The 24,052-nt window shown below is 74.9% G+C and carries 20 protein-coding genes; 12 read left to right on the top strand and 8 right to left on the bottom strand.

The window, feature by feature from the left end; translation table 11 throughout:
- Window positions 1–23 precede the first annotated feature (23 nt).
- From ACIQUR_RS22065 to recQ, 8 genes are all read left to right on the top strand, one after another.
- On the top strand, window positions 24–1,532 hold the full coding sequence (locus ACIQUR_RS22065) for an SRPBCC family protein (RefSeq protein WP_403666702.1): 1,509 nt from the start codon (window positions 24–26) through the stop codon (window positions 1,530–1,532).
- An 88-nt stretch (window positions 1,533–1,620) separates the two neighbouring features.
- The gene (locus tag ACIQUR_RS22070; RefSeq protein WP_403666704.1) at window positions 1,621–2,760 is read left to right on the top strand and encodes a spermidine/putrescine ABC transporter substrate-binding protein; all 1,140 of its coding nucleotides are present in this window, start codon (window positions 1,621–1,623) and stop codon (window positions 2,758–2,760) included.
- A 1-nt stretch (window position 2,761) separates the two neighbouring features.
- Window positions 2,762–3,643, top strand: coding sequence for an ABC transporter permease (locus ACIQUR_RS22075; protein ID WP_403666707.1), 882 nt, complete (start codon window positions 2,762–2,764; stop codon window positions 3,641–3,643).
- On the top strand, window positions 3,640–4,524 hold the full coding sequence (locus ACIQUR_RS22080) for an ABC transporter permease (protein WP_403666710.1): 885 nt from the start codon (window positions 3,640–3,642) through the stop codon (window positions 4,522–4,524). The genes ACIQUR_RS22075 and ACIQUR_RS22080 overlap by 4 nt, the downstream gene beginning before the upstream one ends.
- A 5-nt stretch (window positions 4,525–4,529) precedes the next feature.
- Window positions 4,530–5,630, top strand: coding sequence for an ABC transporter ATP-binding protein (locus ACIQUR_RS22085; RefSeq protein WP_403666712.1), 1,101 nt, complete (start codon window positions 4,530–4,532; stop codon window positions 5,628–5,630).
- 77 nt (window positions 5,631–5,707) lie between these two features.
- Window positions 5,708–7,024, top strand: coding sequence for a flavin monoamine oxidase family protein (locus ACIQUR_RS22090; RefSeq protein WP_403666714.1), 1,317 nt, complete (start codon window positions 5,708–5,710; stop codon window positions 7,022–7,024).
- A complete protein-coding gene (locus ACIQUR_RS22095) occupies window positions 7,017–8,420 on the top strand; it encodes an aminobutyraldehyde dehydrogenase (protein WP_403666716.1) in 1,404 nt (467 codons plus the stop codon). Before ACIQUR_RS22090 ends, ACIQUR_RS22095 begins: the two co-directional genes overlap by 8 nt.
- Before the next feature lie 87 nt (window positions 8,421–8,507).
- Complete coding sequence (recQ, locus tag ACIQUR_RS22100; RefSeq protein ID WP_403666718.1) at window positions 8,508–10,562, top strand: DNA helicase RecQ; 2,055 nt, start codon at window positions 8,508–8,510, stop codon at window positions 10,560–10,562.
- Window positions 10,563–10,798: 236 nt separating this feature from the next.
- Here the strand turns inward: recQ and argG are convergent, their stop codons facing one another.
- The 6 genes from argG to ACIQUR_RS22130 all read right to left on the bottom strand — a co-directional run bounded on the left by argG (window position 10,799) and on the right by ACIQUR_RS22130 (window position 17,348).
- Window positions 10,799–12,253: an argininosuccinate synthase gene (gene argG / locus ACIQUR_RS22105; RefSeq protein WP_403666721.1), complete on the bottom strand. Its 1,455-nt coding sequence runs from the start codon at window positions 12,251–12,253 to the stop codon at window positions 10,799–10,801.
- Between the two features lie 93 nt (window positions 12,254–12,346).
- Complete coding sequence (locus ACIQUR_RS22110) at window positions 12,347–13,639, bottom strand: glycosyltransferase family 39 protein (protein ID WP_403666724.1); 1,293 nt, start codon at window positions 13,637–13,639, stop codon at window positions 12,347–12,349.
- A gap of 470 nt (window positions 13,640–14,109) precedes the next feature.
- Entirely contained in the window at window positions 14,110–14,919 is an 810-nt protein-coding gene (locus tag ACIQUR_RS22115; protein WP_403666727.1) for a class I SAM-dependent methyltransferase, read from the bottom strand.
- An 85-nt stretch (window positions 14,920–15,004) separates the two neighbouring features.
- Window positions 15,005–15,958 (bottom strand): transporter, encoded by a 954-nt coding sequence (locus ACIQUR_RS22120; RefSeq protein ID WP_403666729.1) that lies wholly within the window; start codon window positions 15,956–15,958, stop codon window positions 15,005–15,007.
- Window positions 15,955–16,908 (bottom strand): ATP-binding cassette domain-containing protein, encoded by a 954-nt coding sequence (locus tag ACIQUR_RS22125; RefSeq protein WP_403666731.1) that lies wholly within the window; start codon window positions 16,906–16,908, stop codon window positions 15,955–15,957. Before ACIQUR_RS22125 ends, ACIQUR_RS22120 begins: the two co-directional genes overlap by 4 nt.
- A complete protein-coding gene (locus tag ACIQUR_RS22130) occupies window positions 16,905–17,348 on the bottom strand; it encodes a GntR family transcriptional regulator (protein WP_403666733.1) in 444 nt (147 codons plus the stop codon). The genes ACIQUR_RS22125 and ACIQUR_RS22130 overlap by 4 nt, the downstream gene beginning before the upstream one ends.
- Window positions 17,349–17,477: 129 nt before the next feature.
- On the opposite strand from ACIQUR_RS22130, the gene ACIQUR_RS22135 reads away from it, so the two are divergent.
- From ACIQUR_RS22135 to ACIQUR_RS22145, 3 genes are all read left to right on the top strand, one after another.
- The gene (locus tag ACIQUR_RS22135; RefSeq protein WP_403666736.1) at window positions 17,478–18,347 is read left to right on the top strand and encodes an N-formylglutamate amidohydrolase; all 870 of its coding nucleotides are present in this window, start codon (window positions 17,478–17,480) and stop codon (window positions 18,345–18,347) included.
- A gap of 471 nt (window positions 18,348–18,818) precedes the next feature.
- Entirely contained in the window at window positions 18,819–18,974 is a 156-nt protein-coding gene (locus ACIQUR_RS22140; RefSeq protein ID WP_403666738.1) for a DUF6131 family protein, read from the top strand.
- Window positions 18,975–18,995: 21 nt separating this feature from the next.
- Entirely contained in the window at window positions 18,996–20,438 is a 1,443-nt protein-coding gene (locus tag ACIQUR_RS22145) for an AI-2E family transporter (protein WP_403666741.1), read from the top strand.
- Window positions 20,439–20,525: 87 nt separating this feature from the next.
- On the opposite strand, the gene ACIQUR_RS22150 is transcribed toward ACIQUR_RS22145, so the two are convergent.
- Entirely contained in the window at window positions 20,526–21,734 is a 1,209-nt protein-coding gene (locus ACIQUR_RS22150) for an alpha/beta hydrolase family protein (RefSeq protein ID WP_403666744.1), read from the bottom strand.
- A gap of 114 nt (window positions 21,735–21,848) precedes the next feature.
- Window positions 21,849–22,403 carry a GNAT family N-acetyltransferase gene (locus ACIQUR_RS22155; RefSeq protein WP_403666747.1) on the bottom strand — a complete coding sequence of 185 codons (555 nt, stop codon included), beginning with the start codon at window positions 22,401–22,403 and terminating at the stop codon, window positions 21,849–21,851.
- A 209-nt stretch (window positions 22,404–22,612) separates the two neighbouring features.
- Between ACIQUR_RS22155 and ACIQUR_RS22160 the strand changes: the two genes are divergently transcribed.
- Window positions 22,613–24,028, top strand: a complete 1,416-nt coding sequence (locus ACIQUR_RS22160) for an amidase (RefSeq protein ID WP_403666750.1) — start codon at window positions 22,613–22,615, stop codon at window positions 24,026–24,028.
- The last annotated feature ends 24 nt before the right edge of the window (window positions 24,029–24,052 follow it).

Genomic DNA, 24,052 nt, shown 5'->3' on the forward strand with positions numbered 1-24,052 from the left:
GGACGGCATGGAGGAGTCACCCGATGCAGTCCAGAGCGCCAGAAACACCACTCCACGAGCCCGGTGACGACACCCCGGGCACGGCAGCACCCCCCACGGCGGACCGGCCCCCGGCCACACCCGGCTCCGCTCCCGCCGCGGACCGGCCCCCGGCCACACCCGGTTCCGCTCCCGCCGCGGACCCGCCCCCGGTTCCACCCGCCTCCGCACCCGCCGCGGATCGCCCGGCCCCTGCCGAGGAGCGCCCGGCCCCCGCCGCCCCCGACCGCCCCGGGCCCCCGCCCGGGGCCCGTGACGACCCCGGCCCCGCGCTCCCGGCCCGCTACTACACCGACCCCGGCACGGCGGCCGCCGAAACCCGGCACGTCTTCGCCAAGTCCTGGCAGCTGGTCTGCCACGAGTCCGACCTGCCGGGCCCCGGCGCCCGGCTCGCCGCCACCGTCGCGGACCGCGAGGTCCTCGTCGTCCGCACCGAGGACGGCGGCCTCGCCGCCCACCTCAACGTCTGCCGCCACCGCGGAACCCGCCTGGTCACCGCGCCGGAGCCGGCCGGCAAGGCGATCCGCTGCCCGTACCACGGCTGGACCTACCGGCTCGACGGGAGTCTGGTCGGTGCCCCCGAGGCCCGGCAGATCCCCTGCCTCGACAAGCCCCGGCTGGGCCTCTTCCCGGCCCGCGTCGAGTCCTTCCTCGGCTTCGTCTTCGTCAACCTCGACCCGGACGCGGTCCCCCTGGCCGAGCAGTGCGCCGGCCTCGCCGAGGAGGTCGGCCACTACGCCGGCGCCGACCTCGTGCCGATCGGCCGCAGCCGCATCCACGACCTGGCCGGTGCCGAGGTGCAGGAGGCCAACTGGAAGGTGGCCGTCGACAACTACCTGGAGGGCTACCACGTGCCGGTCGCCCACCCCGGGCTGATGCGGCTGCTGGACTACCAGCGCTACAGCTGCCGTACCGAGGAGGCGTACGCCCTGTTCGCCTCCCCGCTGCGGGAGAAGCCGTCCTCCAACTGGGCCGAGCGCCTGTACCAGCGCATCGCCGCCCCCATGCCGGGCCTGGCCGAGGCCGACCGCCGGGTCTGGCGGTACTCGGTGATCTACCCCAACACGCTCATCGACTTCTACCCGGACCACGTGCTGGCCTGGACCGCCATCCCGACGGCCGTGGACCGGGTGGCCGTGCCCGGGGCGTTCTACACCCGGCGCGGCACGAGCCTGCGCACCCGCCTCGCCCGACGGCTGAACATCCACATCGGCTGGATCACCAACGACGAGGACGCCGAACTGGTCGCCCGCGTCCAGCAGGGCCTCTCCACACCCGGGTTCGAGCCGGGTCCGCTGTCCCGCCGCGAGTCGGCGGTCGGCTGGTTCGCCTCCCGGATCCGCGCCGACCTCCGGGCGGCCGAACGCGAAGCGGCCGCCCACGGCGCCGCGGACACCGATGACGCGGGCCTGGGTGCGGCCGCCCACGGCACCGCCGCCCACGCCGACACCGCCGCCCCCGAAGCCGCCGGCCCGGGCCCCGCGGAGCGCTGACCCGCGGAACCGGACAGGCAACCCCCGTGCGCCGAGGCGCAGTTCACCACCCCCGCCGTCCCCCGGCGGCCCTACGGAGAGGACCCCCATGTCCCCCGAGGCACGACCACTGTCCCGCCGCTCCCTCCTCCGCGCCGGTGTCGCCGGCACCACCGCCGCCCTCGGACTCGGCGCGGCCGGCTGCGGATTCTCCGCCGGACCCGACCCGGAGCCCGGGGAGTCCGGCGAAGAGCCGATCGACGTCAAGGTCGACGGCGACCTGGTCTACTTCAACTGGGCCGACTTCGTCGACCCGGCCGTCTTCGAGGGCTTCTCGAAGGAGTACGGCGTCAAGGTCATCCAGTCGAACTACGACTCCATGGAGGGCATGGCCGCCAAGCTCAACGCCGGCAACCGCTACGACATCATCTTCCCCACCGCCAAGTGGGCCCAGCGCCTCACCGCCGGCGGCCGGCTCCGCGCCCTCGACCACTCCCGGCTCAGGAACGCCGAGGCGGTCTTCGGCGGTTACGCGTACTTCGCCGACCCCTGGTACGACGCGAAGTCCGCCCACACCGTCCCCTTCACGATGTACAAGACCGGCATCGGCTGGCGCAAGGACCGCCTCGGCGACCTCACCGGCTCCTGGCAGGACCTGTGGAACGCCCGCGCCAAGGGCAGGGTCTTCGTCCTCGACGACCGCGACGAGGTGCTCGGCCTCGGCGCCCTCAAACACGGCCTCGACGTCAGCACCGAGGACCCCGACGACCTCAAGACGATCACCGAGACGCTGCGCGGGCTCCGCCCCCGGCTGCGCGGCTTCTCCAGCGACAGCTACAACAACCTGCTCAACGGCAACGCGGACATGACCCAGGCGTGGAGCGGCGACATGGCCGCCATGCTCGCCCAGGCCGAGGACCCGAACGTCTTCGGCTTCGAGGTCGCCCGGGAGGGCGCCCCCGTCAACTCCGACTGCTACGCGATCCCCGCCAACGCGCAGCACCCCGGCACGGCGATGCTCTTCATCGACTACATGCTCCGCCCGGAGAACGTGAAGAAGAACATCGAGTACATCGGCTACCCGATGCCGGTGCGCGGCACCGAGGACACCTACAGCGCCCTCGTGGAGCCCTTCCCGCAGTGCCAGGTCAGCGCCGGCGACCTCAAGGACGACCTCTACTACCGCAACGCCACCGCCGCGGGCGAACGCGCCCGCGACGCCGCCTGGACCGAAGTGAAGGCCGGCTGACATGCCACGACGCGACCGTCCCGGGCCCGCCGCGGCGGGGTCCCGGCTGTGGACCTGGCTCATGCTCCCCGGCACCCTCTGGATGACCGGCTTCCTCGTGGTGTCGCTGCTGCTCGTCGCCACCCTCGCCTTCGGCACCACCGACCCGCTGGGCAACCCCCGGTTCGGCCTGGACACGTCCAGCATCGCCGCCCTCGCCGACCCGGCCTACCGCACCGTCCTGCTCCGCTCCCTCGGCTACGCGCTGGTCACCTGCCTCGTGTGCCTCGCCGTCGCCTACCCGGTCGCGTACGCCATCGCGATGTGCGGCGGCCGGTACAAGAACCTGCTGATCGCCGCGATCGTCGTACCGTTCTTCGCCAACTACCTGGTCAGGATGTACGGCTGGTCCGTGGTCCTGTCCGACGACGGACCGCTGCTGCGGGCGCTGCGCGGCCTCGGCCTCGCCGACCACGGCACGAAGATCCTCCAGACCGGTCCCGGCGTCGTGGCCGGACTCGTCTACGGCTTCGTGGTGTTCATGGTCATCCCGCTGTACGCGGCCCTGGAGCGGATGGACACCTCGCTCATCGAGGCCGGCCGCGACCTCTACGGCGGACCCCTGCGCACGTTCCTCTTCGTGACCGTGCCCGCCACCCGGCAGGGGGCCGCGGCCGGCTGCGTCCTCGTCTTCCTGCCCGCCATGGGCGACTTCGTCAGCGCCCAGCTCATGGGAGGCCCCGACCAGATCATGATCGGCAACCTGATCCAGGACAAGTTCTTCCAGGGCCAGAACTGGCCCCTCGGCTCGGCCCTCACCATGCTGCTGATGGCCGTGCTGTTCCTCGGGATGCTCGGCTACCTCCGGCGCACCCGCAAGGACGAGGCGGAGGCGGCCCGATGACCCTCGCCGCCACCCGCCCGCCGGCCGGTACGCGGACCCGCGCGGCCGCCCCCACCGCCCGCCGCCGGCGCGGGGCCGAGCGACGGCCCCGGTTCGCCCTCGCCGTCACCGTCCTCTTCTTCGCCCTCCTCTACCTGCCCATCGGCGTCGTCGTCCTCTTCTCCTTCAACTCGCAGAAGTCCCTCACCGTCTTCAAGGACTTCAGCCTCCGCTGGTACTCCGCCTTCCTCCACGACGACGTGCTGGTCGAGTCGGTCGGCATGAGCCTGGAGGTCTCCCTCGTCGCCATGGCCGGCTCGATCGTCCTCGGCGTCGCCCTCGCCCTCGGCCTGGTCCGCGGCCGCGGCCGGCTCGGCTCCTTCGCCGGCCTGGTGATGCTCGTACCGCTGATCACCCCCGAGATCGTCACCGGCGTGGCCGCCATGCTGCTCTTCAAGGGCCTGGGCATCACCCTTTCCACCACCACCGTCATGCTCGCCGAGATCACCTTCTCCATCTCGTACGTGACGGTGATCCTGCGCTCGCGCATCGCCGCCCTCAACCCCGAGGTCGAAGAGGCCGCCATGGACCTCGGCGCCACCCGGCGGCAGGCACTGCGCCTGGTCACCCTGCCCGCCCTGTTCCCCAGCATCCTGGCGTCCGCGGTGCTGATCTTCGCCCTGGTCTTCGACGACTTCGTGCTGGCCTACTTCACCACCGGCGTCGACCCCCAGCCGCTGTCCGTCCGCATCTACTCGGCGATCAGGTTCGGCGTACAGCCCACCATCAACGCCGTCGGCACCCTCATGCTCGCCGGGTCCATCGCGCTCATCGCCCTGGCGCTCGCCATCCCGCGCCTCTTCGGCCGCCGCGGCGGCCTCGACCTGCTCTCCGGGAAGTGACACCCATGCAGCACCCGCACCCCGCAGTCCGTCTCGACCAGGTCTCCAAGCGGTACGCCGGAGCCGCCGGCGACGCCTACGCGGTCCGCGGCGTCAGCCTCGACGTCGCCCCCGGCGAGTTCTTCTCCCTCCTCGGCCCCTCCGGCTGCGGCAAGACCACCCTGCTCCGCATGACCGGCGGCTTCGCCGACCCCACCGAGGGCAGCGTGCTCCTCGGCGGCGAGGACGTCACCGGCCTGCCGCCCAACAAGCGCGACGTCAACACCGTCTTCCAGAGCTACGCCCTCTTCGACCACCTCTCGCTGGCCGACAACGTGGCCTTCGGGCTCAAGCGCAAGGGCGTCGCCCGCGCCGAGATCCGCCGGCGCGTCGCCGAGATGCTCGACCTCGTGCAGCTCGGCGGCCTCGCCGACCGCAAGCCGGCCACCCTCTCCGGCGGCCAGCGGCAGCGCGTCGCGCTCGCCCGCGCCCTGGTCAACCGCCCGCAGGTGCTGCTCCTCGACGAGCCGCTCGCCGCCCTCGACCTCAAGCTGCGCCGCCAGATGCAGGTCGAGCTCAAGCAGATCCAGCGCGAGGTCGGCATCACCTTCGTCTTCGTCACCCACGACCAGGACGAGGCCCTCACCATGTCCGACCGCCTCGCCGTCATGAACGAGGGCCGCGTCGAGCAGTGCGGCACGCCGGAGGACGTGTACGAGCGCCCCACCAGCGGCTTCGTGGCCTCCTTCATGGGTACGTCGAACCTGGTCCCCGGCACCTACCGGGCCGGCCAGGTGCTGCTTGACGCGGGCGGCCCCGCCCTGCCCGTCGGCCCCCGCCCCGACGTCCCCGACGACAGCCCCGTCTGCCTCTCGATCCGCCCCGAGAAGATCTGGCTCTCCGACTTCGAACCGGGCATGGCCAAGGCCGGCGGGGTGGTCCGGGAGACCGTCTACTCCGGCCCGACCACCACCTACCTCATCGAACTCGCCCCCGGCGTCACGGTCTCGGTCCTGGAGCAGAACACCGTGCGCTCGCGCATGGAGGACCGCTGGAGCGGCGGCGAGCAGGTCGAGATCGCCTGGAAGCCGGAGCACTGCCTGGTCCTGGACCGCCCGGCCTCCTGATCCGCCCCCGGACAGCCGGGCCGCCCCGGACCCCTGCCCCGCGCCGCCGCACCGGCGCCGACCGGAGGAACACCCCCGTGAACCACGACGTCATCGTGCTCGGCGCCGGCCTGGCCGGCCTGGCCGCGGCCCGTGACCTGGCCGCCGGCGGAGCCGACGTCCTCGTCGTCGAAGCCCGCGACCGGGTCGGCGGCCGCGTCGAGCAGACCCGGCTCCCCGACGGCCGCCTCGTGCAGCTCGGCGGCGAGGTGGCCGGCCGCGCCCACACCGCGTACACCGGCCTCGTCGCCGAACTCGGCCTCACCCTGGTCCCCAGCTACGTCGCCGAGCCCGGCGCCCTCGCCCGCGCCACCCCCGAGGGCGTCTCCGCCGGCGACCCGCCCCACTGGTTCGGCCCCGGGGACGACGCCGCCCACCGCAAGGCCACCGCCGCCTTCACCGCGCTCGCCGCGACCGTCGACCCCGACGACCCGTGGTCCCACCCCGACGCCGCGGCCCTCGACCGCCTGTCCGTCGGCGACTGGCTGCGCTCCGAGGGGGCCGGCCCCGCCGTCGTACGCCTCTGGGAGATCGGACAGCTCGCCCTCGCCGACGGCTCGTACGAGCGCACCTCCCTCCTCGCCGCCCTCCGCAAGCACGCCGCCGTGCCCGGCGACGGCCACTACGCGTACGAGGCGTGGGAGGGCCTGCGGGTGGCCGAGGGCTCCGCCACCGTCGCCCTGCGGATGGCCGAGGGGCTCACCGGCCGGATCCGCACGGGCGCCCCGGTCGCCGCCGTCGCCGTCCGCCGCCCGGGCGGCTGCACCGTACGCCTCGCCGACGGCGAGACCCTCACCGCCGGCGCCGTCGTCAGCGCCCTGCCCGTCGGCCCCCTCCGCTCGGTCGCCGTCACGGGAGTCTCCGACGAGCGCCTCGGCTCCCTGCACCGCCAGCGCCACGCGGTCGCGGCCAAGTTCGCCGCCGCCTACGCGGAACCCTTCTGGCGGCGCCGCGGCCTCAGCGGCCTCTCCGAGTCCGAGGGCGTGCTCGGCAGCACCTGGCCGCAGAGCGAGGGCGTCCTCTCCGCCCTCGTGCCGCCCGAGCGGTACGGCGTGCTGCTCGGCACGCCGCCCGCCCTGCGCACCGCCGGACTGCTGGCCGAGGTGGCCCGCCTCTACGGCGACGAGGCGCACCGGCCGCTCGCCGCGTACCTCCGCCTGTGGGGCACCGACCCCTGGACCCAGGGGTACGTCACCCACTGGACGCCCGGCGACGTCCTCGCCGTGGGACCCCGGCACGGCACCCACGAGCCGCCCTTCTACGTCTGCGGGTCCGACCAGTGGGTGGCCGGCTACATGGAAGGCGCGGTCCGCACCGGCCGCGCCGCCGCGAAGGAGGCACTGGCCCGTGGCTGACACCCTGGAGAACCACATCGGAGGCACCGGCCGGCCCGCCGCCTCCGGCGAGACCTCGGACCTGGTCGACCCCGCGACCGGCCGGGTCCACGGCCGCGCCCCCCGCTCCGGCCGGGCCGACACCGACGCGGCCTGCGCGGCCGCCGCCGCGGCCTTCCCGCACTGGGCGGCGACCACGCCGGCCACCCGGCAGCGCGCCCTCCTCGCCCTCGCCGACGCGGTCGAGGACCACGCCGGCGAACTGACGGCGGCCGAGAGCCGCGACACCGGCAAACCGCCCGAGCGCTTCCTCGCCGACGAACTCCCCGCCATCGCCGACACCTTCCGCTTCTTCGCCGGCGCCGCACGGAACCTGCCGGGTGCCGCCGCGGCCGAGTACACCGAGGGCCGCACCTCGCTGCTGCGGCGCGAGCCCGTCGGCGTGTGCGCCCAGATCACCCCCTGGAACTATCCGCTGATGATGGCCGCCTGGAAGATCGCGCCGGCCCTCGCCGCCGGGAACACCACCGTGCTCAAGCCCGCGGACACCACCCCCTCCTCCGCCGCGCTGCTCGCCGCCCTGGCCGCGGAGCACCTGCCGCCGGGCGTCCTCAACGTGGTGTGCGGGGGCCGCGACACCGGCCGGGCGCTCGTCGAGCACCCGGACGTGGCCCTGATCGCGGTCACCGGGAGCGTACGCGCGGGCCGGCAGATCGCCGCGGCGGCGGCCGGCGGCCTGAAGCGGCTCCACCTGGAGCTCGGCGGCAACGCCCCGGTCCTCGTCCACGACGACGTGGACGTCGCCGCCACCGCGGCCGCCCTGGCCGAGGTCGCGTACTACAACGCCGGCCAGGACTGCACCGCGCCGTCCCGGCTGCTGGTCCACGAGCGGGTGTACGACGACTTCCTCGCGGCCTTCGCCGCCGCCGCGGCGGCACCCCCGTACCGGGACGCGGCCTTCGGCCCGCTGAACAGCGCCGCCCGGCTCGCCGCCACCCGGGGCCTGCTGGACCGGCTCCCCGCGCACGCCCGGATCGTCACCGGCGGCCGGACCCTCCCGCGCCCCGGCTTCTTCCACCAGGCCACCGTCGTGGCCGGGGTCCGCCAGGACGACGAACTGGTCCGGGAGGAGACGTTCGCCCCCGTCGTCACGGTGCAGCCCTTCGCCACCGAGGAGGAGGCCCTCCGGCTGGCCGACGACGTCCGCTTCGGCCTGGCCGCGAGCGTCTGGACCAGGGACCACGACCGGGCCATGCGGGCCACCCGGGCCCTGCGCACCGGGATCGTCTGGGTCAACACCCACGGCACCACGGTCTCGGAGATGCCCCACGGCGGCACCCGGCAGTCCGGCTACGGGAGCGACCTCTCGATGGCCGGCCTGCTGGACTACACCCACCCCAAGCACGTGATGCTCTGACCCCGCGGGGTCAGAGGCGGGCCGGAGTCGTCCACAGGCTCCGGCTCGCGGGCCATCGGTGTCGGCCGCTGCCGATAGGCTTCCCGAATGGCCCTCTCCGACGTGTCCCCCGATGTCTCCCCGGCGCTCGACGTGCTCCACCGCGTCTTCGGCTACAGCTCCTTCCGCGGCGAGCAGCAGGAGATCATCGAGCAGGTCGTCGGCGGCGGCGACGCCCTGGTCCTGATGCCGACCGGCGGCGGGAAGTCCCTGTGCTACCAGATCCCGGCGCTGGTCAGAGAGGGCACCGGCATCGTGATCTCCCCGCTGATCGCGCTCATGCAGGACCAGGTGGACGCGCTCACCGCCCTCGGGGTGCGGGCCGGCTTCCTCAACTCCACCCAGGACCCGTACGAGCGGCAGGCCGTCGAGCAGGCCTTCCTCGCCGACGAGCTGGACCTGCTGTACCTGGCGCCCGAGCGGCTGCGCACGGAGGGCACCCAGCGGCTCCTCGACCGCGGCAAGGTCTCGCTCTTCGCCATCGACGAGGCGCACTGCGTGGCCCAGTGGGGCCACGACTTCCGCCCGGACTACCTCGCCCTGTCGATGCTCCACGAGCGCTGGCCCAAGGTCCCGCGGATCGCGCTGACCGCGACCGCCACCGAGGCCACGCACGCCGAGATCGCGGCGCGGCTGGGCCTGGAGGACGCGCGGCACTTCGTCGCCAGCTTCGACCGGCCCAACATCCAGTACCGCATCGTCCCGAAGAACAACCCGCTCAAGCAGCTGCTGGAGCTGATCAGGACCGAGCACGCGGGCGACGCCGGAGTCGTCTACTGCCTCTCCCGCTCCTCGGTCGAGAAGACCGCGGCCTCGCTGGCCGAGCACGGCATCGACGCCGTGCCGTACCACGCCGGCATGGACGCCCGCACGCGCGCCGCGAACCAGGCGCGCTTCCTGCGGGAGGACGGCGTGGTGGTCGTGGCGACCATCGCCTTCGGCATGGGCATCGACAAGCCGGACGTCCGCTTCGTGGCCCACCTCGACCTGCCCAAGTCGGTGGAGGGCTACTACCAGGAGACCGGCCGCGCCGGCCGCGACGGCGAGCCGGCCACCGCCTGGCTGGCGTACGGCCTCCAGGACGTGGTCCAGCAGCGCAAGCTCATCGACACCTCCGAGGGCGACGACCAGCACCGCCGGTCGCTGGCCCTGCACCTGGAGGCGATGCTCGCGCTGTGCGAGACCGTCGACTGCCGGCGGGTGCGGCTGCTCGCCTACTTCGGGCAGGCGGGCGAGCCCTGCGGCAACTGCGACACCTGCCTGACCCCGGCCGAGTCCTGGGACGGCACCGTCGCCGCCCAGAAGCTGCTGTCCACGGTGTGGCGGCTGGCGCGGGAGCGGCGCCAGAAGTTCGGGGCCGGCCAGATCATCGACATCCTCCAGGGCAAGAAGACCGCCAAGGTCATCCAGTTCGACCACGACCAGCTGTCCGTGTTCGGCGTCGGCGCCGACCTCGGCACGGCGGAGTGGCGGGGCGTCGTGCGCCAGCTGCTGGCCCAGGGACTGCTGGCGGTCGAGGGCGACTACGGCACGCTCGTCCTGACCGACGCCAGCGGCGAGGTGCTCGGGGGCAGGCGGCCCGTGCCGATGCGCAAGGAGAAGGCCGTCGCCGCGGCCCGCAAGGAGTCCGGCACGCGCTCCGGGAAGGGCGCCCGGGTGCCGGTCGACCTGCCGGCCGCCGCCGTGCCGGTCTTCGAGGCGCTGCGCGCGTGGCGGGCCGCGACCGCACGCGAGCAGGGCGTACCGGCGTACGTGGTCTTCCACGACGCCACCCTGCGGGAGATCGCCACCCTGCAGCCGGCCACGGTCGAGGAACTCGCCGGCGTCGGCGGCGTCGGCGAGGCCAAGCTGGAGAAGTACGGCGAGGGCGTCCTCGACGCGCTGGCCGAGCACCGCGCGGGCAGCCCGGACACCCCGGCCACCGCCGCACCCGGCGCCGCGTCCGCGCCGGCGTCCGCGCGCCCCGCCGGGCCCGCCCGGGGCGCCCGTACCGCCGGCGCCGGTGCGGCCTCCGCGGCCGTCGCCGAGCCCCCGGAGCCGTTCGACGACGAGCCGCCGTTCGACCCGGAGGAGCCGGACCCGGCCTGGGACGACTGGCAGTAGGGGGGACGGCGGAGGGCACGCCCGCCCGCGTCACCCGGGCGGGCGGCCCGCGGTCCCCGCGCGCTGCGGGCGCGGCCGGACCGGGACACCAAGGGCTCGTGGCCTTCGAGGTGGCCGCGCTGCAGGGCGACGGCGTGGGCCCGCACACCGCGGACCCGCAACGCGGAACGGGCCGGCCCGGCGCCCACGAGGGCGCCGGGCCGGCCCGTTCCCACGGTCCCGGCTGCGGGGGAGCGTCAGTCCGTGCCGAACTCCATCGCGGCCCGGTCCAGCATCTGGTCCTCCTCCGAGACCTCGCCGCGCGAGGCGATGGCCTCGGCGCCGCCCTCGGGCAGCTCCGGCATGGTGCCGATCAGCCCGGTCGCGGCGGCCTGGGAGGCGCCGATGGTCGGGCTGCCGGTGCCGATCAGGCCCAGGCCGGCGTACTGCTCCAGCTTGGCGCGGGAGTCGGCGATGTCCAGGTTCCGCATGGTGAGCTGGCCGATCCGGTCGACCGGGCCGAAGGCCGAGTCCTCGGTGCGCTCCATGGACAGCTTGTCCGGGTGGTAGCTGAAGGCCGGGCCCGTGGTGTCGAGGATCGAGTAGTCCTCGCCGCGCCGCAGCCGCAGGGTCACCTCGCCGGTGACCGCCGCGCCGACCCAGCGCTGGAGGGACTCGCGGATCATCAGCGCCTGCGGGTCCAGCCAGCGGCCCTCGTACATGAGCCGGCCGAGGCGGCGGCCCTCGTTGTGGTACTGCGCGAGGGTGTCCTCGTTGTGGATCGCGTTGACGAGGCGCTCGTACGCGGCGTGCAGCAGGGCCATGCCCGGGGCCTCGTAGATGCCGCGGCTCTTGGCCTCGATGATCCGGTTCTCGATCTGGTCGGACATGCCCAGGCCGTGGCGGCCGCCGATCGCGTTGGCCTCCATCACCAGGTCGACCGCGGTGGCGAACTCCTTGCCGTTGATCGTCACCGGCCGGCCCTGGTCGAAGCCGATGGTCACGTCCTCGGCGGCGATCTCGACCGACGGGTCCCAGAACCGCACGCCCATGATCGGGTCGACGGTCTCGATGCCGGTGTCCAGGTGCTCGAGGGTCTTCGCCTCGTGCGTGGCGCCCCAGATGTTGGCGTCGGTGGAGTAGGCCTTCTCGGTGCTGTCCCGGTAGGGCAGCCCGTGGGCCAGCAGCCACTCGGACATCTCCTTGCGGCCGCCGAGCTCGGTCACGAAGTCCGCGTCGAGCCACGGCTTGTAGATCCGCAGGTGCGGGTTGGCCAGCAGGCCGTAGCGGTAGAACCGCTCGATGTCGTTGCCCTTGAAGGTCGAGCCGTCGCCCCAGATCTGTACGTCGTCCTCCAGCATCGCCCGGACCAGCAGGGTGCCGGTGACGGCGCGGCCCAGGGGCGTGGTGTTGAAGTACGCGCGGCCGCCCGAGCGGATGTGGAACGCGCCGCAGGTGAGCGCGGCAAGGCCCTCCTCGACGAGCGCGGCGCGGCAGTCGACCAGACGCGCGATCTCGGCGCCGTAGGTCTTGGCGCGGCCGGGCACCGAGGCGATGTCGGGCTCGTCGTACTGGCCGATGTCGGCGGTGTAGGTGCACGGAACGGCGCCCTTGTCGCGCATCCACGCGACGGCGACCGACGTGTCGAGGCCGCCGGAGAAGGCGATGCCGACGCGCTCGCCGGCGGGGAGGGAGGTGAGGACCTTGGACATAGGAAGAGTATGCAAGGTATCGCATGATCATGCAACACCCCTTCGGGTGGCCTCCCTCACCGCCCCTCGCCGCACCGGGTCGAGCCGCCCCCCTCAGCGCTCCTTCCGCTCGTACACGGTGACCCGCCGGCCGCCCGACACCTCCGACCGGACCGCCACGAAGGCCCCGGCCAGCACCCGCCGCTTGGCCCGGTCGCGCGCGTTGGCGGGCGCGCCGGCCCCCGCGTCGTCGACCAGCACCACGCGGCGCTCCCGCAGCAGCGCGCCGGCGATCGCCCCGGGCCCGGCCTCCACGCCGTGCAGCGTGCCGGACGCGGCGGGAGTGCGTACGAGCGCCAGGTCCCGCAGCCCCCGGAACGCGGCCGGTGTGACCAGCGCGGTGTCCCGGCGCGCGGCCGGCACGAACACCACCCCGGCACCGCCCGGTCCCCGCGCCGAGGCCACCAGTGCGGCGGCCCCGCGCACGTCGTCCACCCGGCCCCCGGCCGTCCGCAGCCGGTGCTCGACCGGCAGCAGCGCGAGGAAGACCAGCGCGGCGACCCCGGCCGTGAAGGCTCCCGGCCGTGCCCCGAGCCGGGCGCCGAGCGCGGTGACCAGCACGCCGAGCGCCAGGGCGAGGCCCAGCGCGGCGAACAGCACGTACCGGTCGACGAACAGCGGCTGCACGGTCAGCGAGACCGCGAGCAGCACCACCTGCGGCACGGCACACAGGGGGACCGCCACGGCCGCCGGGCCCACCCGCCCGCCGGGCCCGGCCGGTGGCGCCCCGCCGTACCGGGCACCGCGCAGCAGGGCGCAGCCGCCCGCGAGCAGCACCGACCCGGCCACCAGCGCGACGGTCCCGGCGCCGGCCGGACGGATCCACGCCACCTGTCCCGCCTGGCTGCGGCTGGCGCAGATCAGCGGCAGCGCGCCGAGCACCGCCGCGCCCGCCGCGTACGCCCATCCGCGCCGCACGGCGCGGGGCGCGCGGACGAGCAGCAGCGTGCAGGCGTGCGCACACAGGACCAGCAGCGAGAACCAGTTGAGCAGCGCGCCGGCCAGGACCGCCGCGGCGTACGCGCACCAGGTGCGGGCCCGCGGCCGCCGGATCCCGGCCACCAGCAGCCAGGTCGCGAGTGCGGCCGCGGCCGTCACCAGGGCGTACGGGCGGCCCTCCTGCGCGTACCGCTGGACCGGCGGCAGCAGCGCGAGGGCGAGGCCGGCGGCCAGTCCGGCCCGCGGGCCGGCGAGCCGGGCCCCGACGTCGGCCAGGAGCGCGGCCGCGGCGGCGACCGCCAGGACGGAGGGCAGGCGGAGGGCGACCAGGCCTTCGCCGAAGACGGCGAAGACGGCGTGGACGAAGGCGTAGTAGAGGCCGTGGACCAGGTCCACCTGGTCCAGCATCCGCCACAGCTCGGGCAGGCTGCGCCGGGCGACCTGCCAGGTGGCGGCCTCGTCGCGCCAGAGCGAGTCCTGCCGGGTGATGCCCCACAGGCCGAGGGCCAGGGCCAGGGCGGCGGGGAGGGCGCGGACGGTGCGGAGGGAGGGAGAGGGGGAGGAGGGGTGGGCCGGTTGTCCGGTGGTGCGGTCGGAGGGCGGATCCGCGGCACGGGCCCCGGGCGGGGGCGGGGGCGGAGGCGGAGGCGGGGGTTGCGGCGCCGGCGGGGGCGCGGGCGGCGGCGCGGACCGGGCGGCCGGTCCGGGCGGGCCCGGCGGATCGGGCGGACTGTGCGGACCCGTTGGACCGGGCGGACCGGGCGGATCGGGCCGGTGGGGGCCGGCCGGGGGCCGGTGCGGTGCGGGGGCGGGGCGGGCCGGCAGGAGGCCGGGCGGTCCCGTGGGCGGAGGCGGCATGGCGGGCTCCGGGCGGTGCGTCAGGCGGCGGCCGGCGCCAGCGGCGAACGGCTCACCCGGATCTTGGACTGGCCGTGCGGCCGCGTCTCCCAGTCGTCCATGAAGCGGGCGTGCAGCCCGTGCTTGGCCGCGAGGGCGAGCAGCGTCTCCGTGCGGTAGTAGAAGTCCTCCCGCAGCACCTGGTGTTCGGTGCCCTCCGTGCGGTCGAAGGTGAAGTCGAAGAACCCGGTGTCGGTCAGGATGCGCCCGACGTGCGCGAGGCATTCGTCGATCACCGGCAGCGGGGAGTGCGAGAACACGCTGTGCGCGTGGACCACGTCGAAGTGGCGGTCGGGCAGGAAGTCCAGGGTGAGGTCGTCGGTGATGGTCAGGTGCGGCAGCTTCGCCTGGAGCCCGCGGTCCCTCAGCGTCCGCTTGGCGGCTATGAGGATGTCGGGCGAGATGTCGATGCCGTAGTAGTGGCCGGTGTCGAGGTGGCCGATGAACCGCCAGCCGCCGCGCAGGTTCCCGCAGCCGATGTCGAGCATCCGGTGCTCGGGCCGCAGGCCGTGCTCCACCAGGTAGTCGAACTGCATCCGGCCGAGCGCCAGCCACCGGTCGTGGGTCTGGCTGCCGACCGCGGCCTCGGGGTTGCGCCGGGTGTCGGAGGCCATCACGGCGCGGTAGTACGCCACGTGGTCGGGGTACTGGCGGCGCAGCCAGGCGTCGCGGGTGGCGCGGCGCAGGTACGGGGCGACGCGGCCGGGGTTGCGCAGCGCGTAGCCCACCTTGTGGGTCAGGGCGGCGCGGTTGTTGTTCAGCTTCTTGGGGGACTTGGCGTTTTCGGGCATGCCGAAGCGACCTCCTTGCTCGGTACGTGATGAAGGAAAAGAGGGAGTGAAAGGGAAAGGAGAGGGGCGCCCTGGCGGGCGGGGTTCAGACGCGGCGGCGCAGCAGCAGGACCGTCGCGACGACGAGGACTGCGGCCAGCCCGCCGAGGAGCGCCGTGTCGGTCCACTGGAAGGCCCAGTAGTCGCCGGACGGGTTGGCCTCGTAGAAGCGGGACACGTAGCCGTGCCGGGTCATGCAGTCGGTGAGCTCCGGGCCGGAGGGGAAGGCGCAGTTCATGACGTCGTCACGGCGTCCGGAGGCGGTGATCAGGCCGTAGTTGCCCGTCGACCACTTGTCCTCCATGAGCGGCTTGGGCGCGGAGCCCGCGCTCACGTAGCTGTGCGGCGGGACGAACACGCGGGCCCGGTGGGCCAGTTCCATCAGCCCGGTGACGGCGACGGTGACCACGAGGGTCACTGCCATGCCGGACATCACCCGGCGCACCAGCAGCCCGGCCAGGGTGCCGACGGAGAGGCCGAAGAGGGCGGCGGCGACGGTACGCGGGCCGGAACCGCTGAGGGACGCCGTGTCGTACCAGAACATCCCGTAGCTGCGGTCGGCCGCGGGCTCCCACCACCAGGTGAACAGCAGCGCCAGCAGCCCGGAGACGGCCACGCTGCCGAGGGCGGCGAGGGCGAAGCGGCCGGTGAACCACTGGGCGCGGCCGATGCCCTGGGCCAGCACCATGCGGTGGGTGCCGAGTTCGCGGTCGCGGCCGAGCAGCGGGGCACCCCAGAACATGCCGATGAGGGTGGGCAGCGCGATGTTGAGGAAGCCCAGCAGCTGGAGGGGCCCGATGTCGAGCAGCAGCGGTAGGCCGTCGGCGCCGCTGCAGTGCAGGGGCCCGGTCTCGCAGTGGTCGAACCTGCCGCTGGCCAGGTCGGACACCATGCCGGCGCGCGAGACCACCGCGACCGTCAGGGCGACGGCCAGCAGGGCCGCGCCGCTCAGCACCAGTGCGCGCTGCTGGCGCCAGGCCAGCCAGAGGGAGCCCTTCACGCCGCGTCCTCGTGGTTCCGGTGGGTGGGGGCGGTCGGCTGGGTCGGGTGGGCCGGGTCGGTCGGGTGTTTCACTTCGTTCTCTTCGGGTTCGGTGCGGAGGTGTCCGATCAGTACGTCCTCCAGGCTGGGGCGCCGTACCTGCCAGTCGCCGGCGAGCTCGCCGGCGAGGCGGACCAGGGCGGTGAGCTGCCGGCCGTTGGTGCGCGCGTGCACCACCGTGTGCCCGGCCAGGTCCGGGGCGCCGTCCCGGTGCCCGGTCAGCAGGACGTGGCCGGTGCGCAGTTCGTCGGTGTCCTCGCTCAGCGCCATGCGGCCCTCGCGGAGCAGGACGACCCAGTCGCAGGTCTGCTCCAGCTCGGACAGCACGTGGGAGGACATCACGATGCTGGTGCCGTGCTCGGCGGCCTCGGCCATCAGCGTGGCCATGATCTCGCCGCGGACCAGCGGGTCGAGGTTGGACAGCGGCTCGTCGAGCAGCAGCAGGTCGGGCCGCTTGCCGAGGGCCAGGGCGAGGGCCACCCGGGCGCGGCGGCCGGGGGACAGCTCCCCCACCCGTGCGTCGAGGGCGATGTTCCCCTCGCGGACGGTCCGTTCGGCCGCCTCGCGGTCCCAGACGCGGTTGAGCCGGGCGCCCATGCGCAGGGTGTCGGCCACCGTGAAGCGGGGGTAGAGCGGCTTCTCCTGGGTGAGGAGCGAGACCCGGGCGCGGGCCTCGGGCGTGCCGGGCGCCGCGCCGAGGACCCGTACCCGGCCCGTCGTCGGACGGAGCAGGCCGGCGGCCAGGTGCAGCAGGGTGCTCTTGCCGGCGCCGTTGCGGCCCACGAGGGCGGTGACGCGGCCCCGCGGGACCGTGAAGGTGCAGTCCTCCAGCGCCCAGCCGGCGCGTGCCCGGTACCGGTGGCCGAGGCCCGTGGCGCTCAGGGCGGCGGGCTCGGTGGGCCCGGTCATGCGTTCTCCTCTGTGTCGTCCCGGACTTCCGGGGGTGGTACGGGTCCGCCCGCGTCCATCTCCTCGACGGCGGCGGTGATCAGCGCGAGGACGTCGGCGCGCTCCAGGCCCGCCGCACGGGCGCGCGCCATCCAGGCGGCGAGCTCCGCACGGAGCGGGGAGTCCGCCGCCGTGGCGGGACGCGCCAGCGAGCGGCGCACGAAGGTGCCGAGGCCGCGCCGGGCCTCGACCAGCCCCTCCCGCTCCAGCTCGCGGTAGGCCTTGAGCACCGTGTTGGGGTTGATCGCGGTGGCCTCGACGACCTCCTTGGCGGTGGGCAGCCTGTCGCCGACCTGGAGCGTGCCCATGCGCAGGGCCTGCTCGGTCTGCCGGACGATCTGCACGTACGCCGGGACGCCGCTCGACCGGTCGATCTGGTACTCGACCACGTCACCTTCCATGCTTTCACTAATTGAGTAGTGAAAGCATGGATCTTGGGTGGCGTTCCTGTCAAACGGCCCGGCGCGCGAGGATGGGGGCCGACCCGGCAACTCCCGTCCGCCACACCGAGGAAGACCGAGGAACCGCAGATGAGCCACGTGCCCGAGTCCCTGCCCCTGCCCGGGCCCGAGTCCGAGTCGGCCTCCGCGTCCGGGTCCGGGCCGGCGTCCGGCCGGGAGTCCTTCGCCCTGCTGCCCGGCGCGGCCGCGTCGCCGGTGATCCTCCACGTGCCGCACGCCTCCCGGGCCGTACCGGCGGCCGTGCGTGCCGGCATCGTGCTGGACGACCGGGCGCTGGAGCGGGAACTGGACCACATCACCGACGCCCACACCGACCTGATCGCCGCACGGGCCGCGGCCGCCTGCGCCGTCACGCCCTGGCGGTTCGTGAACCGGCTGTCCCGGCTGGTCGTCGACCCCGAGCGGTTCCCCGACGACCGCGAGGAGATGCGGTCCGTGGGCATGGGCGCGGTGTACACCCGCACCACCCACCGCGAACCGCTGCGCCCGGAGGGCTTCGACGACGGGCCGCTGCTCGACCGCTACTTCCACCCGTACGCGGAGGCCATGACCCGTGCCGTCGAGGAGCGGCTGGCCGCCACCGGGCGGGCCCTGGTCGTCGACGTCCACTCGTATCCCGCGCGGGCCCTCCCGTACGAGCTGCACGGCGACGGCGCGCGGCCGCCGGTCTGCCTGGGCACGGACGCCTTCCACACGCCGGCCGGGCTGCTCGCCGCGGCCGAGGAGGCGTTCGCCGGATTCGGCGGCACCGGCCTGGACAGCCCCTTCGCCGGCACGTACGTGCCGCTGCGGTACTACGGCCGGGACGACCGGGTGGGCGCCCTGATGGTGGAGATCCGCCGGGACCTCTACCAGTCGCGGCCGGGTGGGCCTGCCGGACCGGGAGCCGACGCCCTGGCGAAGGCCCTGGCCGCGCTCGTCGACCGCCTCCACCCGTAGCGCGGGGCATACCCCCGCGGTCCCCGGGCAGCCGCGCGCCGACGGAACGAACACCGGCGACCCGGCGACACGCGCGGGTCGCCCGGCCGGCGTGCCGCTCCGGCGGCGCGGCGCGCCGCAGGAGTGAGCGAGAGGAGTGAAGGAACGGTGACGCAAGCGACCGAGCCGGAACCCGAGGGGCCCGAACCCGTCCCCTCCGAGCCCGATCCGGTGCCGCACGACCCGCGGCCCGCGCCCCCGTCGGGCCCGCCCGGCGAACCCCCGCCGGGCCCGGGGCCCGCGGAGGAGCCCGTACCCGAGCCGCCCGACTAGGCCCTGATCCGGGACAGGGGCCAGGCGGTGGCCCCGGGAGCGGGCGACGCCACCCGCATGCCGGGGCCGGAAGCGGGTAGCAGCGGCTCTGCGAGAGGGGCCGGGGCCCGTCCGGGTGTCCGCCCGGCAGCGCCCGCCGCCCCGGAGTGGAGAACAGAAATGATCATCCTCGGTCTCATCCTGCTGGTGCTCGGCTGGGCGCTGGGCATCTCCATCCTCTGGACGATCGGCATCATCCTGCTCGTCCTCGGCGCCATCCTCTGGATCATGGGCTCCATGGGCCACGCGGTGGGCGGCCGGAACCACTACTGGTGACCCGGCACCGGCCCGGCGGCCATGACCGGCACGGACGACCACCGCTGGCGAGGGCGGCTGGGCCCCACGGCCGCCGCCCTCCGGGCGCGCCTGCGCACGGCCGACGGTGACGGCGCCGGTGCCGTGGACGGGGGACCCGTCACCGCGGCCGGAGCCGCCCGGGCCCGGGCCGGACCGCCGTCCCGCATCCCGCCGTCGGAGGCCATCCCCTGGGGGCTGCGGGTGGCCGCCGAGGCGGCCTGGCGGCTCCTGGTCATCGCGGGCGGCCTCTGGGTGCTGTTCCGCGTGGTCTCGGCGCTGCGCATCGTGGTGCTCGCCTTCGCCGTGGCGCTCCTCGTCACGGCCCTGCTCCAGCCGACCGGGGCCCGGCTGCACCGGCACGGTCTGCCGCGCGGCCCGGCGACCGCGCTGACGGCGCTCTGCGGCTTCGTACTCCTCGGCCTGGCCGGCTGGTTCGTGGTCTGGCAGGTCATGGACAACGCGGACGTGCTCACCGCACGGGTCCGCGAGGGCGTCGAAGAGCTGAAGCAGTGGCTGCTGCGCAGCCCGCTGCACGTCACGGAGAAGCAGATCAACTCCGTCGCCGACAGCCTGAGCGACGGCCTGGCCTCCGGCGGCGGGATCGCCTCCCGCGGCCTGCAGGGCGTCACGGTGCTCGTGGAGGTGCTCACCGGCATCCTCCTGGCGATCTTCTCGACCCTGTTCCTGCTGTACGACGGGCCGCGCATCTGGCGCTGGAGCCTCATCGCCGTACCGGCCGCCGCCCGGCCCGCCGTGGCCGACTGCGGACCGGCCGCCTGGGCGACGCTGACCGGCTACGTCCGCGGAACCGTGATCGTGGCCCTGGTCGACGCGGTGTTCATCGGGCTCGGGGTGTACTTCCTCGGGGTGCCGCTGGCCGTGCCCCTCGGCGTCTTCATCTTCCTCTTCTCGTTCATCCCCCTGGTGGGCGCCGTGGTCTCGGGGGCCCTCGCGGTGGTCGTCGCCCTCGTCACGGAAGGGCTGTTCGCCGCCGCGATGGTGCTGATGGTCGTGCTGCTCGTCCAGCAGATCGAGGGCCACGTCCTGCAGCCGTTCATCCTCGGCCGGGCCGTCCGGGTGCATCCGCTGGGCGTCGTCCTGGCCGTCTCCGCGGGCGGCACGGTCGCGGGGATCGGCGGTGCGGTGGTGGCCGTCCCGCTGGTCGCGGTGCTGAAGACCGTGGTCGGCCAGCTCCGGCGCACGGCCGCGGCCGCGGATCCGGCGGCCGCGGATCCGGCCGCCCCCGCCGCGCCGGGGTACGCGCCACCGCCTCCGGAGGCGTCGGAGCCCGGGCCGGCACCGCCCGGCCCACCGGAGCCCGGACCGCCGCGGCCCGGGTCGCCGGGGCACGGAGCCCCGGAACCCGACGGCCCGGCGCCCCGCCGGCCGGCCCCCGGCCGGCGGCCGGGGCCGGACCCGCCCCCGGCGGAGTCACCACCGTGACCCGTGGTCCGTGACCCGGGGTCCGTGACGCCGGGTCCGTGACACGTCACCCGTGGCCGGGGCGGAGGGACCCGCGCCGGGAGCCCGTCACGGCCGGTGGAAGACCGCCTCGGGGGCCTCGGCGGACGGGCCGCGCAGCAGCGGCTGCGGGACGCCCTTGAGGTGGCGGTCCATGAAGGCACCGACGAACGCGCGGGTCAGCTGCACCGAACGGGCCCCGGACAGCGGGGACTCCAGGTCCGGCAGCCCCAGCTGGTCGCCGATGGACGGGACGTCGGTGAACGTGAAGTGGTCCGCGCCCTTGAAGCTGATCCAGCGCTTCCAGCCGTCGAGGCGCGGCCAGTCCCGGTCCCAGCTGGCCTCCCCGCCCGGAGCCCCGTCGGCGGCGGCGAGCAGCATGAACGGGCGGCCGCCCAGCCCCTTCTCCGGCACCGGGGTGAACAGGGTGCCGTCCATGTCGACCCCGGCGCGGATCCGCGGGTCGGCGGCCATGGCCGCGGCCGTGCCCGCCCCGCCGATCGAGTGCCCGGCCATCGCGATCCGCCCGCGGTCGATCAGGTGGGACTTGCCCCAGGCCGGGTGCCGGCCGGTCAGGCGGTCCAGGAGGAACGACACGTCGCGGGCCCGGCCGTCGCTGACGGCCCGGTAGCCCGAGGGATCCTCGCCGACCCGGGTGCACGCCAGGCATTCCAGCACCCGGCCCCCCGGGAAGGCGGTGCCGACGCTCTCGTACGCGTGGTCCACCGAGGCCACGACGTAGCCCCGGGAGGCGAGTTCCTCGGCCAGGGAGGTCAGCGTGGCGCGGTGCACGGTGAAGCCGGGGGACAGGACGACCAGGGGGTGGCGGCCGGGGAGGGCGCGCGCCCCCTCCCGCGCGTGGGCGACCGTACCGGCGAGGGTCTCGGCCGGCACCACCTCGTCCAGCTCCCGGGCGGCCAGCAGCAGCCGGGCCTCCTCGTGGGTGAGGTACCGCACCGGCCCGCCGGTGCCCCGTACGGCCGGGTACCGCATGGTGACCATCAGCTCGCGCGGCCCGCTGCCGGCCCACGGGTCGGTACGGGTGCGGTCGGCCAGGTGCAGGGTCTCCTGGCCCACGGCGAACCGGCCGGTGGGCCGGGGGAGTTCGATCCGGGCCGTCGCCCGCGGCCCGGTGGCGGCGGCGGTTGCGCCGGCCGGCGCCGAGGCGGACGCGGAGGCCGTCACCGGGACGGGAGCGGCGGCCGCGGAGGCGGCGATCGGCAGCGGCAGGATTAAGGCGAGGAGTGCGGCGGCGGCAGCCGCGTGGCGTCGGTTCATGACCACGAAGCTATGCGGCGGAAACGGACGGATCGTCAACTCCGGGAACTACCGCATGTCCCCCGCGCGGAGGGGCCGCGCATCCTCCTGAAGTCGCACCCCGTTCCCTCCCGGTCAGCCGCAGGGGCGGCTCATGTACAGCGCGGTCTCGCCCGCCGCCGGGGTGCCGTCGTACAGATGGGTGTCGAGCCCGCAGAAGGCGAAGCCCAGGCGCCGGTAGGCCCGCACCGCGGGGACGTTGACGCTGGAGACCTCCAGCCACAGGTGCTCGGCCCCCCGCTCCCGCCCGAACTCCGCCGCGTGCTCCATGAGGGCCCGGCCGATGCCGCGGCCGCGGTGTTCCGGGGCGACCTCGATGTCCTCGACGGTCAGCCGCCGGTTCCAGGGCGCGTACCGGACCGCCACGAAGCCGCACACCCGCCCGTCCTCGCCGCCGTCGAGGGCGACCACGGTCCGCTCGTCGGCGGCCACGTCCGCGCCCGGCGACTGCTCGTCGTGCTCCTCGGGCGGGAAGACCTTGCGCACCGGCGGGTCCACGGCGCGCTCGCGGATGCCGAAGCCGTCGGACGTGACGACCACGTCCAGGACGGCATCGGTGGTGAAGGAGCCGTCCAGGGCCTCGATGGGGCCGGCGTCCCCGGGGCGCGCCACGCGGTAGGTGATCGTCACGGGACGACGGTACCCCGGCAGCCGCGCGGTGCGGGTCCCGCGCGCGGCGGCGGCCGGCGCGCCCCACCGGCCGGCGCGCCCCGGCACCCGCGTGCGGCCAAGGCCGGCCCCGGGGATTCCGTCCAGGATCCCGCGGAAGCCTCGCGTGTTACCCGACGGTAGGCAATGATGGCGGCGACCATCCACACGCCCGAGGTGCTGAGGTAGCGGTGACGAGTTTCGAGGAACGGCCCACGGTGCACGCCTTCAGGGACGACGCGCTGGGGGAGCACGACGCCGTCGGGCTCGCGGCGGCGATCCGGCGCGGCGAGGTCGGCGCCGCCGAGGCCGCCCGGGACGCGGCGGAGCGGGTACGGGCCGTCGACGCGCGGCTGCGCGCCGTCCAGGTGTACGCCGACACCCCGGAGCCCGCGGGCGGGACGGCCGGTGCCTTCGCCGGCGTACCGACCTTCGTCAAGGACAACACCGACTACCGGGGCCTGCCCACGGGCCACGGCAGTGCCGCCTTCACCCCGCGGACCGCGCGCCGGCACGCCCCCTTCGCCCGGCAGCTCCTGAGCAGCGGCGTCACGGTGCTCGGCAAGACCCGGCTGCCCGAGTTCGGCTTCAGCCCGACCACGGAGTACGAGGGCGCGGAGCCCGTACGCAACCCCTGGCACACCGGCCACTCCGCGGGCGGCTCCTCCGGCGGCAGCGCCGCCCTCGTCGCCGCCGGAGCCGTGCCGATCGCGCACGCCAACGACGGCGGCGGCTCGATACGGATACCCGCCGCCTGCTGCGGCCTCGTCGGGCTCAAGCCGACCCGGGGCCGCGTCGTGCGCAACGCCCAGAGCCGCCAACTCCCGCTGGACATCGTCTCCGACGGGATCGTCAGCCGCTCCGTACGGGACTCCGCGGCCTGGCTGGCCGCCGCCGAGGCCCACTGGCGCAACCCGAAGCTGCCGCCGGTGGGCCTGGTCGAGGGCCCCTCCGACCGGCCGCTGCGCATCGGCTTCCTCGTCGACTCGCCGAACGGGGTCGACGCCGACGCCACCACCCGGGCGGCCGTCACGGAGACCGCGGCCCGACTGGAGGCGCTGGGCCACCGCGTGCAGCCCGTCGAGGTGACCGTCGACCCCCGCTTCACCGACGACTTCCTCACCTACTGGGGACTGCTCTCCTTCCTCATCGGCGCCACCGGCCGCACCTTCGGCCCGGACTTCGACCGGCACCGCATGGACGGGCTCAGCCGGGGGCTCCGCGAGGAGTACCTGGGACACTGGCGCGGCACCCCGGGCGTGCTGCGCCGGCTCAGGCGCACCAAGGAGGCGTACGCGGCGGCGTTCCGCGGGATCGACCTCGTGCTCTCGCCCGTCCTCGCGCACACCACCCCCGCGATCGGGCGCCTCAGCCCGGACGTCCCGTACCGGGAGCTGGTCGAGCGGATCCTCGCCTACGTGGCCTTCACCCCGCTCAACAACGTCGTCGGCACGCCGTCGGTGTCGGTGCCGGCCGCGCGGGCGACCGAGGACGGGCTGCCCGTGGGGGTCATGTTCTCCGGCCGGCCCGGCAGCGAACGCCTGCTGCTGGAGGTCGCGTTCGCCCTGGAGGCGGACCGCCCGTTCCGGCGCATCCAGGACGCGTGAGCCGGCCCGGCCACGGGCCGCCGG

The sequence above is a fragment of the Streptomyces sp. NPDC101132 genome (assembly GCF_044759225.1).
Lineage (GTDB): Bacteria > Actinomycetota > Actinomycetes > Streptomycetales > Streptomycetaceae > Streptomyces.